Source organism: Kitasatospora sp. NPDC093550, from assembly GCF_044764985.1.
Taxonomy (GTDB): domain Bacteria; phylum Actinomycetota; class Actinomycetes; order Streptomycetales; family Streptomycetaceae; genus Kitasatospora.
Genome location: NZ_JBIWJF010000003.1, coordinates 115239 through 129190 on the forward strand (window position 1 = coordinate 115239; position 13952 = coordinate 129190).

Sequence of the window (13952 nt, forward strand, 5' to 3'; positions counted from 1 at the left end):
CCCCACTCGTTGGCAGATCGAGACCTGCCGACCACCGAGCGTGTCCGCCCTCCCGGTCGCCATCACACTGAGCGGCCACTGCCTGCCGATCGGCTGTCCGCCCGGCCCCACCCGCCCGCCGCACCGGCCGTCAGCGCAGCCCCGCCGTACGGCGTTCGAAGACCTCCGGCCGGGCCGTCTCCAGGGCCGTGGAGACCGCGCCCAGGAGCACCGCCTCCTCCCCCAGGAGACTGGGCGCGAGCGTCGGGCGCATCGGGGCGATCCGGTGCAGGGCCCGCTCCAGCGGTTCCAGGAGCAGGTCCGCGCTGCTGCCGATCCCGCCGCCGAGCACCACCAGGTCCGGGTCCAGCACGGCGGACAACACCGCGACGGTGTAGGCGAGTTGCTCGGCCTCCCGCTCGACCGCCCGGACCGCCGCGGCCTCCCCGGCCCGAGCCCGTTCGAACACCTGCTTCGCCGTCACCTGCCGCGCGGCGCCCTCCCCGTCCAGCCCGAAGTCCCGGGCGGTGCGCACCACCGCGTCCGCGGACGTCAGCTGCTCGATGGTCGCCACCGGCTCCTCCGGGCGGCCGGGCAGCGGCACCATGCCGATCTCGCCCAGCGCGCCGTGCGCGCCGACCAGCAGCTCTCCGTCCTTCACCACGCCCAGCCCGAGGCCGGTGCCGACCAGCAGGTAGGCGAACATCCGGCTGCCCCGCCCGGACCCGAGGGTGTACTCGCCGAGCGCCGCCAGGTTGGCGTCGTTGGCCACCGACACGGCCGTCCCCAGGCCCTCCCCGATCCGGTCGAACAGCCCCGGCCGGCCCCAGCCGGGCAGGCTGGAGGCGTAGCGCACCCCGCGGCGGGCCTCGTCCCACACGCCCGGGGTGCCGATCACCGCGTGCACGATGTCCCCGGCGGCCAGTCCCGCCTCGGCGATCGTCCCGTGCGCGGCGGCGACCACGGCGTCCGCGACGGCGTTCGCCGTACGGCCGCGGTTGGCCACGTCCCGGCGGGCCACGACCGTCCCGGCCAGGTCCGCGACGGCCACCCGCAGCCGGGCCCGGCCGATGTCCACGCCCAGCACGTGCCCGGCCGTCGGGTCGACCTCGTACAGCACGGCGGTGCGGCCGCGCTCGGGGGCGAGCCGCCCGGCCTCCCGGACCAGCCCGGCCTGCTCCAGGGCGGCCAGCGCGGCCGAGACGGTCGGCTTGGACAGGCCGGTGTCCCGGGCCAGCTGGGCGCGCGAGGAGCCGCCACCGGTGCGCAGCAGCTCCAGCAGCAGCCACTCGTTGTTGCTGCGCAGCCGCTGCCGGTTCCACGGCACCGCGGGGGCCCCGGCCGCCGGGCGACTGGTCGGCTGGTGGGGGCTCATCGGTTCCTCCGGTCTGGGGCTCACGGCGTCTCGGGTCCGGCCTGCGGCTCCCGCTGTGGTGCGCCGCCGCCCAAGTATGACCGGTGATCATCCGGCGTTCGTCCGCCGGACCCGGGCCGCTCGCCGCTCCGTCGCCCGGAGGACCACCGCACGTCACCCGGGGCCCGGACGGCGGCGGCCCCTACCGCCAGCGCCAGCACACCGTGTACGCGAAGTCGGGGTAGTCGGTGGACCTCCAACTGGTCGCGCCGTCCCTGCCGCAGAACGCCCAGTCGTTCGCGGTGCCGGTGCGTCCGGTGACGTAGACGTTCGAGGCGCCGCAGCTGCCGACGTTGGTGAAGGTCGAACCCGCTTTGGAGAGGCACTCGTCGAGGGTGGCGTAGCCGGCGTCGTCGGGGTAGTTCATGGACAGGCAGAGCAGGACGTCCAGCTTCGGGTCGCCGGAGACCGGCATGTGGCGCCAGTAGTTGTAGTGCGGCCAGGAGGTGCACTTCGCGTGGTCGGACGTGCCGCGGTAGACCGCGAGGACCTTGAAGTTGCCGCTCTGGCAGGCCTGTTTGCCCCAGGCGGTGGCGCCGGGGGCGCCGTAGACGCAGTCGCCCTGGTGGGCGTGGAACGCCGTTCCGCCGGAGCTCTGGTAACTCAGGCACAGCACCAGGTGGTTGCGGCTGGAGGACACCGCCTCGGTGTTGTCGGGGACGTCGTCGCAGCTGGTCAGATCGGTCGTGTTCGCGTTGATCCGGACGACCTTGAACGTCCCCGCTCCGCAGGCGGTGGCCGACAGGTCGGCCCGGTCGCCGCTGCCCCGGTCGTAGAAGCAGTCGCCGACCTCGGCGAGGGCGATCGGATCGGTCGGCGTCGGGGCCGGCGGCGGGGTGGGACGCGGGGGCGGCGGCGTCGGCAACGGCCGGGGTGTGGCCGAGGTGTGCACCGGCGCCGGCACCGGCTGCCGGGCGGCCGGTGCCGCGGTGTCGTCGTGGTCCCGGACGGCGGCCGGCACGACGACGGCGGCCACCAGCACGAGCACACCCACCACGGCGCCGATCCAGCCGGCCCGGGCGGGCGGCGGGGTGACGGTTCCGGAGGTCCCGTCGTCCCCGGATGACGCGGACCCCGGCGGGGACTCCGACGAGGAGGCTCCGGGGGCGACCGGAGCCGACGCGGGACGGCCCGTCCCGGGAGGCCGCACCCGGATCGTCCCGTGCGGCCTGAAGGTCCCGGCCGGCCGGGCGGCCGCGGCCGGGATCAGTGCCTCGGCCCAGGCCGCCGGGGTCGGCCGCCGGGCCGGATCGGGGTCGAGGGACGCGCGGGCCAGTGCCACGACGGCGGGGCCTGCCGCCGCGAGGACGGCGGGGTCGGTCGCCGTCCGGTCACGGGCGAAGAGCCGTACGGCGAGCAGGCCGAGCCGGTGGACGTCGCTCGCCGGGGTCGCCTTCTCCTCCCCCGCCGGGGTCCGCCAGTCGGGCGCCTCCGGCTGCGGCAGCGCCGTGACGCCGCGCACGCGCATGGCGTCGCAGTCGATGAGGAAGCACTCGGGCCGCGGGGAGAGGCTGAAGAGGAGGTTCCGCGGGGACAGGTCCCCGACCGCGATGCCGAGCCCGTGGAGCCGGCCCAACGCGGTGGCGAGGTCGGCCAGCAGGAGCAGCCGCTCCCGGTCGCCGACACCCGGGCCGGTTCCGGCGGGGCGGGTGTCGTCCTCGAGCAGGTGATCCAGGACGGCGAGCCGCCGCTCGCCCCGGCCGCCCGGGTCCACCGTCCGACCGGTGGAGCGGAAGCGGTCCGGCACGTCGCGCATCAGGAACCCGCAGGTCCGGCCGTGCCGTCGGACGAGGGCGGTCGGCCACGCGGTCTTCTCCCGCAGCCAGTCGCCCTCGGCGGCGCCGACCTCACCGAGCAGGGCCACCTGGGCCGCCAGGGCGTCGGCGTCCAGCTGCGGCAGGACGGAGTCGTCGTACTCCTGGAAGACGACCTCCCCTCCGCTCCCGGAGTCCCGCGCGTCGATCCGCCGGTGCGGAAGCTCGTGGACGGCTCCCCGCCCGCCCTCGCCGAGCCGGCGGCCGAGGATGAGCGAGCCGTACTCGACGGCGGGCGGCGGTGCGGGCCGCCGGCCGGAGACCGGGTTCCCGTCGGGAACGGGCCGCTTGTCGAGGACCGGCCGCCGGTCGGGGACCGGGTGCTCGTCGGCTCGGGGCGCCTGGTCGGCCACCGGCTCCCGCTCGGGGTCCGGCCGCTCGTCGAGGGGCTTCACCGCGCACCCGCCTCTCCCCGGGCAGCCGGCCGTTCCGGCCGTACGGGCACCCCGGGCCACGGCGGCCTTCCGGTCTCGGGCATGAGGACCCTCCCCTTTCCTTGCGTCGTGCGTCGGGCTCGTCCGGTGGATCCGTCCGTACCGCCCGACCCCCGTGCGGGCGGTACGGCGCTCAGCGGTGGCAGGAGGCCGCGGCGAGCAGCAGCAGCACTCCGAGGGCCAGCAGGGCGAGGCAGCCCCCGCCGCCCCCGCCGGCGGTTCTTCCGTTGACCTCCACCTGCCCTCCCGGCGGAATCCCGGGGTGCCGCCGCTCGTAGTGCTCGATCTGCCGCTTCGCGCCGTCGGATTCGGTGAGCCAGAGGGTCTTGTACCCGCACTCACCGCACCAGTAGCGGTAGGCCATGTGTCGGCTCCTCACCGGGATCGTCGCGTTCCGTCGCTGCCGCCCGGCCCTCCCGGGTCGGCGGGGCCCGGCTCCGATCCTGGGGTCAGCGCAGGTCGGGGCCCAGGTCACGGCACCGGTCAGATATGACCGGTCGTCACGCTAGGCTCGGTCGCGGCCGTACCCGGGGGTGGAGGAGTGCTGCGGTGACGGAGAAGCTCGGCCCGCTGTTACGCGGGTTCCGGAAGCAGGCCGGTCTGACGCAGGAGCAGTTGGCGGAACGGTCCGGAGTCAGTGTCAGCACCATCCGCCGGCTGGAGAACGACCGGGCCTTCGACCACCGGGTCGGCACGGTCCACCTGCTGGCGGACGCCCTGGCGTTGGGCCCGGAGGACCACCGGCGGCTGGCGGCAGCGCTCGGCAGGACGGAGGAGGCCCCAGCACCGGGCCCACCGCCACCGGGCCCACCGCCACCGGACACCCCGCCGGCGGGGCGCGCGACGCCCCCGGCCCGTCCTCGTCCCGGCGCGGCCGGGCGGAACGGCGGACTCACCGACGCCGCCGACGAACTGGCCCGCGAGATCCGGCGCCGGTGGCGGCGCGAGGAGGAGCAGCGCCGGGTCCTGGACCCGTTCCCGCTGCCGGTCCGCTGGCAGGACGCGCCGCCCGGGCTGACGGACCACGAGGCGAACGTCCAGCGGCTCGAACCGGGCGCCGTGCCGGGGGTGGTGGACCTGAGCGGCGACCTGCGCAACGCCGCCGAGGTGTACCGCAGGATCTCCTCCGGGCGCCTGGTGGTGCTCGGCCGGGCGGGATCGGGCAAGTCGGTCCTGGCCATCAGGTTCGTCCTGGACCTCCTGTCGGAGCGCGGGGACCTCGACCCGGTTCCGGTGATCTTCACCCTCGGCGAGTGGGACCCGACGGCCGCCTCACTGCGGGACTGGCTGACCTCCCGGCTGCTGCGCGACCACCCGCACCTGGCCCGCCGGGTACCCAGCGGGGGGACGCTGGCCGCCGCGCTCGTGGACGCGGACCTCGTCCTGCCGGTCCTGGACGGCTTCGACGAGATCGCGGAGGGGTTGCGGTGCGCGGCGCTCGACGCGCTCAACGCCGCCTCGCTGCCGCTCGTCCTGACCAGTCGCCGCCCCGAGTTCGCCGAGGCCGTCGACGCGGCGGGCACGCCGCTGGTGTGGGCCGCCGCCATCGAGCTCACCGACCTCACCGTCGAGGACCTCGCGGACTACCTGCCCCGCACCGTCCGCACCCACGGCCGCGCGACGGGCGGCACGGACGCGGGGCCGGGCGGTGCGTCGGCCGGCGCGGACGGACCCACGGGGGTCTGGGACGCCGTCCTCGCGGAACTCCGGAGTGCCCGGACGGCGGCGGGCGCGCACCTGGCCAAGGTGCTGAGCACCCCTCTGATGGTCATCCTGGCGCGCACGATGTACAGCGACAGCAGGGACGCCGCCCCCGGCGAACTGCTCGACGACCGGCGGTTCCCGACCGAGCACGCCCTGGAGGAGCACCTGCTGGCCGGCTTCGTCCCGACGCTCTACCGCCGTCGGGCGCCCGAGCGGGCGGTCGGCGGCGGCCCGGCCGGCGGCGCCGACCGGGACCCGGAGCACGCCCGCCGCTGGCTCGGATTCCTGGCCCACCACCTGGTGCGGCTCGACCGGGACCGGCACGACCTCGCCTGGTGGCGGCTCGCCGACTCGCTGCGCCTGTCCACCCGCACCGCGCTGGTCGTCCTGGTCTCCGCGCTGTGCGTCGCCGGCGCGGAGTGGTCGGCCGGTCTGTTCCTCGCCGAGTTCGGCATGGCCGAGACGCTGCTGCAGGGGGCGTTGATGGGGGTGGTCGCCGGGGTGGCCTTCGGGTCGGTGTACGCGTTCATGGCGGGGGTGGGCGGCATGGTGTTCGAGCCGACCCGGGTCCGGCTGCGCTGGCCCCGCGCGAACGGCACGGCGGGCCGCAGATCGATCCGTACCTTCGTCGACCGGTTCGTCACCGTGCTGCTGGGCGGGGTGATCCTGGGTACGGGCTGCGCGAGCGCGCTCACCCTGGAGCGCGCGGTCTTCTTCGGCGCCCCGCTCGCGGACTGGAGCGCTGTCCGGGTCACGCTCGTCAACATGCCGGTGTTCGGGCTGGTCTTCGGTCTCGCGGGCGGACTGGTCTTCGCGTTCCTGGCGGTGTTCGAATCGCCGCTGGACGTCGCCTCCGCCGCCACCCCGACGAGCCTGCTGGCGCTGAACCGGGCGACGGTGACCCGGCAGGTGGTGCTCCTGGTCCCGTTGCTCAGCCTCGCCGTCGCCTTCGGCGGCCGACTGGTCGTCATCGTGCTCCAGCCGCTGCTCGGGCCCTTGGGCTGGAGCTCGGCCGACGCGGTGTTCATCGGTGTCACCGGAGGCGTGGGCGGCACGCTCTCCTACGCGCTCGGCTTCACCGCCTGGGGGCAGTGGCTCGTCTTCTCACGGTTCTGGCTCCCCCTGACCGGCAGGCTGCCCTGGGACGTCACCGCCTTCCTGGACGACGCCTACCGACGCGGTGTGCTGCGCCGGACCGGCGCGGTCTACCAGTTCCGCCACGTCCGGCTGCAGCACCACCTCGGCGACGCCTTCCGCCGGCAGCAGCCCGGCTACGCCCCGGCCCGCTTCGCCGCCCCGCCGCCGGTCCCGACGGACCGCCCCGGCGAGGGGTGACGGCGAGGCGGAAGGGCCGGGCGTAGCGGCCGGGGGTAGCGCCCAGGGACAGCGGCGGCTGCCGTTCGGCTACTTGCGGCGGCTGAAGATCCGCTTGGCGGCGTAGATGATCCCGACGATCAGCAGCACGATGAACAGGATGATCAGGATGACGACGACCAGCAGGAACTTGCCCAGCTTCGCGAAGAAGCCCTTTTTCTTCTTCTTGTCGTCCTTCGCCGCGAGGTGCGCCGGGTCGTCGCTGGACCGGGCCGCGGACGCCGCGACGGCCGGGGCGGCGGGCGCCGCGGCGGCCGCCAGGGGGGCGTCCGTGCCTGCGGCGGCGGTCGCGACGGTCCGGGGTGCGGCCACCGCCGTCGCGCTCGACGCCACGGCGGTGAGGCCGACGGCGGCCAGCAGTGCCACCAGGGCGCCGGCTATCGAACGTGCGATCCGGTGAGTCATCGTGCTCCTCGTACGGGGTTCGGGTCGGTGCGGAGGAAGCCGTCCAAGCCAATTCTCATGCTCTGACCAGCTGGTTTTCTCATCCGCGCCTAGTATGCTCCACTGACGTTCTACAGCGGTGTAAAACTTTACCGGCGGGCCTCGCCCGGATCGGCTCCGGCCCAGGGCCACGCGAGCCCACCGCTCCGACGAGGACTCCGTGGCAACTGTGGAGGATGACGACGTGTCTGGCCGCAAGGGTTCCCCCGACCCCGAGATTTCGCCGCACCGGGCCGGCGGACGCCGGGCGGCGGGCCGGCGGACCGTCCCGAGCCAGGGCAAAGGGCCGATGGACGACAAGAAGGACACCGGGGACACCACGGGCACGGCGGACGGTCCACCGGCCGCCCGTCCGACCAGCCGGGCGAGGAGGAAGCCCAGGCGCAGCACCAAGCAGAAGGTGCTCTGGGCGACGGCCGGTTGCACGGCACTCGTGGTCCTCGCCGGCGGCGCCCTCTACTACCGCCTGAACAGCAACCTCTCCACCTTCGACGGCGACGCCGTCAGCAAGGACCGCCCCGAGGCCGCCGCGCCGGACGCCCAGGGCCGCACCCCGGTCAACGTCCTGCTGATCGGCTCGGACAGCCGCGGCAACGGCAACAACGACCTGGGCGGCGGCGGGGACGGCGGCGCCCGCTCGGACACCGCGATCCTGCTGCACGTCTACGCCGACCACAAGCACGCCGTCGGCATCTCCATCCCCCGCGACTCCCTGGTCACCATCCCGCCGTGCAAGCTCCCCGGCGGCAAGTGGACCAAGGAGCAGACCAATGTGATGTTCAACAGCGCCTTCTCGGTGGGTGACACCGACCAGGGCAACCCGGCCTGCACCCAGAACGCCGTCGAGAAGCTGACCAACCTGCGGGTCGACCACACCATCGTGGTGGACTTCAACGGCTTCGCCGCGATGACCAAGGCGGTGGGCGGCGTCGAGGTCTGCCTGCCGAACGACATCCACGAGGGCGACCTCAACCCGAATCTGGGCCGCAAGGGCAAACTGCTGTTCGCCAAGGGCAAGCAGAAGGTGGAGGGCCAGGCCGCGCTCGACTACGTCCGGGTCCGGCACGGCATCGGCGACGGCTCCGACATCGGCCGCACAAAACGCCAACAGGCCTTCCTCTCCTCCCTCATCAAGGAGATCAAGTCCCGCGGCATGGACCCGACCACGCTCCTGCCGCTCGCCGACGCGGCCACCAAGTCGCTCACCGTGGACCCCGGCCTCGGCTCGGCGGCCAAGCTGCTCGACTTCGCCACGTCCCTCAAGGACGTGGACCTGCACGACGTCAAGTTCCTGACCGTGCCCTGGCGCTACGAGGGCCCCCGGGTCGCCGTAGTCCACCCGGACGCGGACCAGCTCTGGGCCGCGCTCAAGGCCGACCGCACCCTCGACGGCCAGGACGCCGGCGCCCCCACCCCCGGCGCCCCCACCACCCCGGCCGCCGAGGCCACCCCCGCCCCCACCCCCACGCCGGACCCCAGGGCCGCCGAAGTCAAGGTCTCCGTCCTCAACGGCACCGGGCAGACCGGCCTCGGCGGCAAGGCCGCGGAGGCCGTCAAGGGCGCCGGCTACACCGTCACCACCGTCGGCAACGCGGCCGGAAAGCCCCGCAGCACCACGGTCGTCGAGTACGGCACGGGCGAGCGCGGTTCCGCCGAGGCGGTCGCCAGACTGTTCCCGGGCGCCACCGTCCAGCCCGGCGGCCGGGGCGTCAGCGTCGTCCTCGGCCACGACTTCGCGGCCGCCAACCCGGCGACCGCCGCCACCCCGGCCCCCGGCGCCGCCCCGGCCCCGCTGCCCACCAGCGTCAGCGGCGCCGCCCGCTCGGCCGACGACGACCCCTGCGCCAACCTCTCGTACGGCTGACCGGCCGGTGGCCGTCGACCCCCTCGGGCGACGGCCCGCACCGCCCGCCACGCCGGCCCGCGCAGGGCGCCCCGGACCGCCGTCCCGGAGACGCCCCGCCGTCCGCCGTCTCCGCCAGGAGTCTCCTCCGCGCCTCCTCCGCCTCGTCAGCGCCTCGTCAGCGCCTCGTCCCGCAGGACGGGCAGAACGCCGACCCGTCCGGAACGTCGTTGTGGCAGCTCGTGCACTGGACGGTCTGGGCCAGCCGGTGACCGCAGCCCGGACAGAACGGCGTGCCGTGCGTCTCGGCCTGGCACTGCGGACAGACCAGTTGGCGCGGGGTGTTGACGTCGAACGCCGCTCCCGACTGCTGCCCGGCCTTGTACGCGCGCTCGCTGACCGCGTCGTTCAGGCCGCGATGCTGCGCCGCCATCGCCTCGGCCGCGGTGTCCGGGGCACAGGTGAAGCACAGGCCCTGGGCGGGGTTGAAGCAGCGGCCGCAGACGTAGTGGGTGCAGCGGGCGCAGCGGTTGAAGTGGTCCTGGGCGTTGGTGATCGCGCGCTGGAAGGCCGCGTCCCGGGAGGTGCCCCAGGTGTGTCCGGCCAGGCCGTCCGCGGCGTTGCTGATGGTGTTGGCGCTGCCCCCGATGAGGTTCCAGGCCGCGCTGACGCCCTTGCCGATCCAGCCGGCCATCTGACCGGTCCGGAACGCCTCGAACGGCGAACGCCAGGTGTCCGAGCAGCGGTAGCAGTAGAACTCGAACTGGAAGCCCGCGCCGGTGCCGTGCTGCTCGCACAGGTCGCGGTGGTTGTTGCTGAAGTAGATCTCCGAAGTCACGTCGTCCCCGGTTGCTGAAGTGCCATGTCGGCGGTCGCTCCCAGGGACGATAGGGCTCACCGTACGGTTCCGCCAAGGAGTTGCGACCGCGCTGTTCAGAGCCCGGAGACCGGAAGCAGCAGGACCCGCGCCGGATCGAAGCGCTCCCAGCACGCGGGCCGCCCGCTGCGGCCGACCCGCAGCCGGCACCAGTGCCGGCCGGCCGCGTCCTGCCACCAGCCGGTGATCCGGCCCACCGCCCAGGTGCCGTCGCCGAGGTCCACCTCGACCGGCTGGTAGACCCATCGGACGTCGCGCTCCGCCGGCTCTCCGGTGCCCCGGGGAACGTCCTGACTCTCCATCACGGCTCCGCCTCCCGACCCGACCCGACCCGGGCGCGGCGGTCACCCCCGTCGGGGTGCTGCTGCGGCCGGGGTGCAGCTCAGCACCCTCGGAACTCTACAGGCGTGTAGAGGAAGACGGGGGGAGTTCCGCCGAACCCGCCCGCCCGGGCCGGGCGGAGCGGGCCGGCCTGCGCGGTCGCGCGGGTCGGGGCGGGCCGGTCTGCGCGGTCGCGCGGGCCGGGGCGGGGCGGGGCGGGGCGGGCTCAGCGCCCCTTGCGCGCCGAACGCCTGCGCCGCCACAGCGCCACCGGCACCACCCCGGCCAGCGCGAGCGCCCCGGGCGCCTCGGGCGCGTTCCAGATCGGGGCTCCGGCCGCCCCGGCCGGCACCTTGTCGAAGGTGTCCGGCACGGGCAGCGTGGACCAGTCCGACAGCGGCCACGCCACCACGAAGGCCCGGCCGACGACGTTGTCCACCGGCACGAAGCCGTCACCGGTCTCGTTGTGGTGCCAGCGGGAGTCCCGCGAGTTGTTGCGGTGGTCGCCCATCACCCAGAGCTTGCCCTTGGGCACGGTGACGCTGCCGACCGGGTCGTTGTCGCAGGGCGTCGAGCCGGGGAACAGGTACGGCTCGTCCAGCGCGACGCCGTTCACCTTCACCGGGCCGCCCGCCTCGCACTGGACGGTGTCCCCGCCGACCGCGATCACCCGCTTGATCAGGTCCTTCTCGTCCGCCGAGGGCATCAGGCCGACGGTGCTCAGCACCTTCTGGACGGTGCCCATGACGTCGTCGCCGGACGTCGTCGGCGTGCCCTCCAGCCAGCCGCCGGGATCCCGGAAGACCACCACCTCCCCGCGCTCGGGCTCCGCGCCGAACCACGGGGTGAGCTTGTCGACCAGCACCCGGTCCCCGATCGCCAGGGTCCGCTCCATCGAGCCCGAGGGGATGGAGAAGGCCTGCACGAAGAAGGTCTTGATGCCGAGCGAGAGCAGCAGGGCGATCACCAGCAGGATCGGCAGCTCCTGCCAGAACGGGCGCTTCTTGCGCGGGCGCTTCGCCTGCGACTCCTCCGCCGGGCCTGCGGACGTGCCCGAGGCCGTACCCGCAGCCGAACGCGCCGCCTCCGTGCCCGCCGTCGCGGTCGCGCCCGCGCGGCCGTCCTCGGCCCCGCCGCGCTCCGCGGCTCCGCCGCTCTCGCCGGACTCCGCGCTCTGCTGCACACTCATGTCCTCGGCCCCTCCCGACGGCCCGACGGGAGCCCCAACGAAGACCCCCTGTCAGGAACGAACCTACCGAACGGAGGTTCCCGGGCGTGCACGGACGTGCATCCGCTCGCCCTGCGGGCCGAACAGGCTCAGGAACTCCACCGGCTGCGGGCCCGCGTTGCCGAAGGCGTGCGGGGTGCGGGTGTCGAACTCGGCGGCCTCACCGGCCGTCAGCACCAGGTCGCGCGAGCCGAGCACCAGCCGCAGCCGGCCGGACAGCACGTACAGCCACTCGTAGCCCTCGTGCACCTTCAACTCCGGTTCGGGCTCGGTGTTCCGGCCCGGCGGCACGATGTGCTTGAAGGCGTGCATCCCGCCCAGGTGGCGGGTGAGCGGGATGATCGTCTGGCCGTTCCTGGTGACCGGGCGCGGGTGGATCCGCGGGTCGCCGGTGGCCGGGGCGCCGACCAGTTCGTCCAGCGGCACCCGGTACTCCCGGGCCAGCGGCAGCAGTAGCTCCAGGGTCGGCTTGCGCTGCCCGGACTCCAGCCGGGACAGCGTGCTGAGCGAGATGCCGGTCGCCGCCGCCAGTTTGGCGAGCGTGGTGCCGCGCTCCCGGCGCAGGGCGCGCAGCCGGGGGCCCACCGTGGTGAGGACGTTCTCGAACTCTTCGTCGGCCATGCCTGCCATGTGCCGGTATGGCAAGGGCTCTTGTCAATCCGGCAGCTGGGTGAGGCCGACGGCCACCCGCTACCGGTACTCGCGCAGTCGGGGCCGCACGCCGGCCGCGGTGAGGCCGAGCGCCGCCACCAGCGCGGCCGCGGCCAGGGCCGCCGTGCCGCCGTCCAGGTCGTCGTCGGTCGCGGCGATCGCCCGGTCCATCGCCCCGGAGTTGATCGTGATGGTGTCGCCGATCGCGTCGGCCAGCTGCTGGAAGTCGTAGTTGGACTGCCCCTTGGACAGGCCGGTGTTGAGGGTGACCGCCTCCTTGAGCCTGCCCGCGTCGTGCAGGTCGCGGATCCTGCGGTCGGTCAGCTGGTACTGCTGGAAGGTGTCCAGCACGCGCTCGGCGGCGTCCCGTTCGCCCGGGAACGTGATGTTGCGCAGCTCGCCGCCGAGGTAGCCGCCGAACGGGACGACCGTGCGGTCCGCGCGGTGCCGCCGCGCGGCGTCGGCCAGCAGGGAGTTGTAGCCCGCGACGGTGGCACCGTCGAAGCGGGCGATCGCCTGGGTCTGTTCGAGGAAGGTCTGCTCGTACCCGACGGCGCGGCTCGGGTCGATCAGGTAGCGGCTCTCGTCCGCGTTCATGTCGTACGCGACGGCGCGGGCCCGACTGAGGGCGATCACCGAGTCGTAGGCGTTGCTCTTGGCGGTCACCAGGTGGTCCTCGGCGCGGCCCACCAGGTTGAGCCCGGTCACCAGCAGCACGCCGGTCAGCAGCGTGACGGCGGCCAACGCCGGGTTGAGCACCCGGCGGTAGCGCACCGCGAGGACGCGCTGGAGCCCGAGCAGCGCGGCGAGGGTGAGCAGCCCCACCGCGAGCAGCCACCACCAGCCGCTGCCCAGGTCGTCGCGCTGCTGCCGGTAGACCCGTTCGACGGCGGAGTCGTTGGCGACGGTGACCTGGTCGGCGGCGGGCAGCAGCTGCCGGCGCAGCAGGTCGGTGGCCTGCCGGTAGGTCTCCAGCGCGGCCGGCGCCGGCTGCCCGGCCGGTGCGGCGGCCTGCTCCTCCAGCAGCTGCGCCCGGGCCACCAGCGCCTCGTAGCTGCCGAGCCGGCCGAGCACCAGCTGGACGGCGCGCTGCCCGGCCGGGTCGTCGGCCGCCGCTTGGGCGGCCTGCTGCAGGTCGTCGTCGGCCTGGGCCCGGCGCTGCTCGTAGGTGTCCAGGGTCTGCTTGCGCAGCGTCGGGTAGTCGGGGTCGGCGCCGATCAGCAGCAGGTTGGCGGCCTGGGCGTCCATGTCGCTGAGCGCGAAGTACAGGTCGGCGGCGCGGGTGGCCTGCGGAGCGGCCCGGTGGCCGATGGTGTCGGCACCGTCGCGGGCCCCGGTGAGCACGGCGGTGGCGGTGGCGCCGAGGCCGAGCAGGGCGGCGAGGCTCAGCGCGGTGAGGCCGCGCACCAGGCGCGGGGTGGTCCGGTGGGCCCGGCCGCCGAGCGTACGGACCGCACGGCCGAACCGCTCCCGGGCGCCGGACCGCGCCCCGGCGCCTGACCGGCCCGCCGCATCCGAAGAGGCCGGCCCGGCCTTCCCGGGTCGGCCCTCCGCCCCGGACGTGGTCGCCCTGCGCTCTGTGGAGGTCGTCATGACCACTCGTCCCTTTCCCCCGTGGCACGGCCCGCCGGGGTTCCGGACGCACCGGAGAACCCCGCCCCGCAGAACCGTTTCTGCGCGCCGCTCTGCCTTCCGCCGCGCGACGCTAGTCCCGCGCCCCGGGCAGCACGGTGTTCCCTGACGGCTCCTTGACGCCACCGGGCCCCGATCTTGACGCTTCCTTAGCGCCGCTCCCGCACGCGACGGAGACGCGCCGCGCCGCATGCCCCGGCGTCAACGACCGCCCCGTACAGGGACGTTCATCCAGGT

11 protein-coding genes are annotated in these 13952 nt (G+C 74.6%); 2 read left to right on the forward strand and 9 right to left on the reverse strand.

All coding sequences use genetic code 11. The features are described from left to right. Positions 1–130 precede the first annotated feature (130 nt). From ACIRD3_RS05925 to ACIRD3_RS05935, 3 genes are all read right to left on the reverse strand, one after another. Positions 131–1354 (reverse strand): ROK family protein, encoded by a 1224-nt coding sequence (locus tag ACIRD3_RS05925; RefSeq protein ID WP_402212216.1) that lies wholly within the window; start codon positions 1352–1354, stop codon positions 131–133. A 181-nt stretch (positions 1355–1535) separates the two neighbouring features. After that, a complete protein-coding gene (locus ACIRD3_RS05930; protein ID WP_402212219.1) occupies positions 1536–3602 on the reverse strand; it encodes a hypothetical protein in 2067 nt (688 codons plus the stop codon). A gap of 172 nt (positions 3603–3774) precedes the next feature. Beyond that, positions 3775–4005: a hypothetical protein gene (locus ACIRD3_RS05935; protein WP_402212222.1), complete on the reverse strand. Its 231-nt coding sequence runs from the start codon at positions 4003–4005 to the stop codon at positions 3775–3777. A gap of 185 nt (positions 4006–4190) precedes the next feature. Here ACIRD3_RS05935 and ACIRD3_RS05940 point away from each other — a divergent pair, with 185 nt between their 5' ends. After that, positions 4191–6680: a helix-turn-helix domain-containing protein gene (locus ACIRD3_RS05940; protein ID WP_402212224.1), complete on the forward strand. Its 2490-nt coding sequence runs from the start codon at positions 4191–4193 to the stop codon at positions 6678–6680. A 69-nt stretch (positions 6681–6749) separates the two neighbouring features. Here the strand turns inward: ACIRD3_RS05940 and ACIRD3_RS05945 are convergent, their stop codons facing one another. After that, complete coding sequence (locus ACIRD3_RS05945) at positions 6750–7124, reverse strand: hypothetical protein (protein ID WP_402212227.1); 375 nt, start codon at positions 7122–7124, stop codon at positions 6750–6752. A 328-nt stretch (positions 7125–7452) separates the two neighbouring features. Here ACIRD3_RS05945 and ACIRD3_RS05950 point away from each other — a divergent pair, with 328 nt between their 5' ends. After that, the gene (locus ACIRD3_RS05950) at positions 7453–9027 is read left to right on the forward strand and encodes an LCP family protein (protein ID WP_402212230.1); all 1575 of its coding nucleotides are present in this window, start codon (positions 7453–7455) and stop codon (positions 9025–9027) included. A 157-nt stretch (positions 9028–9184) separates the two neighbouring features. On the opposite strand, the gene ACIRD3_RS05955 is transcribed toward ACIRD3_RS05950, so the two are convergent. The 5 genes from ACIRD3_RS05955 to ACIRD3_RS05975 form a co-directional block, all read right to left on the reverse strand. Beyond that, positions 9185–9844, reverse strand: coding sequence for a zinc ribbon domain-containing protein (locus tag ACIRD3_RS05955; protein ID WP_402212233.1), 660 nt, complete (start codon positions 9842–9844; stop codon positions 9185–9187). Between the two features lie 95 nt (positions 9845–9939). Then, a complete protein-coding gene (locus ACIRD3_RS05960) occupies positions 9940–10185 on the reverse strand; it encodes a hypothetical protein (protein ID WP_402212235.1) in 246 nt (81 codons plus the stop codon). Between the two features lie 245 nt (positions 10186–10430). After that, positions 10431–11393, reverse strand: a complete 963-nt coding sequence (lepB, locus tag ACIRD3_RS05965) for a signal peptidase I (RefSeq protein ID WP_402212238.1) — start codon at positions 11391–11393, stop codon at positions 10431–10433. 63 nt (positions 11394–11456) lie between these two features. Next, a complete protein-coding gene (locus ACIRD3_RS05970) occupies positions 11457–12053 on the reverse strand; it encodes an XRE family transcriptional regulator (RefSeq protein ID WP_350522648.1) in 597 nt (198 codons plus the stop codon). A gap of 69 nt (positions 12054–12122) precedes the next feature. Beyond that, positions 12123–13676 (reverse strand): hypothetical protein, encoded by a 1554-nt coding sequence (locus ACIRD3_RS05975; RefSeq protein WP_402212241.1) that lies wholly within the window; start codon positions 13674–13676, stop codon positions 12123–12125. Positions 13677–13952: the final 276 nt, after the last annotated feature.

Coding starts and splice junctions, on each gene's coding strand:
- ACIRD3_RS05925 (WP_402212216.1), bottom strand. CDS start 1,354: ATGAGCCCCCACCAGCCGACCAGTCGCCCGGCGGCCGGGGCCCCCGCG.
- ACIRD3_RS05935 (WP_402212222.1), bottom strand. CDS start 4,005: ATGGCCTACCGCTACTGGTGCGGTGAGTGCGGGTACAAGACCCTCTGG.
- ACIRD3_RS05945 (WP_402212227.1), bottom strand. CDS start 7,124: ATGACTCACCGGATCGCACGTTCGATAGCCGGCGCCCTGGTGGCACTG.
- ACIRD3_RS05950 (WP_402212230.1), top strand. CDS start 7,453: ATGGACGACAAGAAGGACACCGGGGACACCACGGGCACGGCGGACGGT.
- ACIRD3_RS05960 (WP_402212235.1), bottom strand. CDS start 10,185: ATGGAGAGTCAGGACGTTCCCCGGGGCACCGGAGAGCCGGCGGAGCGC.
- lepB (WP_402212238.1), bottom strand. CDS start 11,393: ATGAGTGTGCAGCAGAGCGCGGAGTCCGGCGAGAGCGGCGGAGCCGCG.
- ACIRD3_RS05970 (WP_350522648.1), bottom strand. CDS start 12,053: ATGGCCGACGAAGAGTTCGAGAACGTCCTCACCACGGTGGGCCCCCGG.
- ACIRD3_RS05975 (WP_402212241.1), bottom strand. CDS start 13,676: ATGACGACCTCCACAGAGCGCAGGGCGACCACGTCCGGGGCGGAGGGC.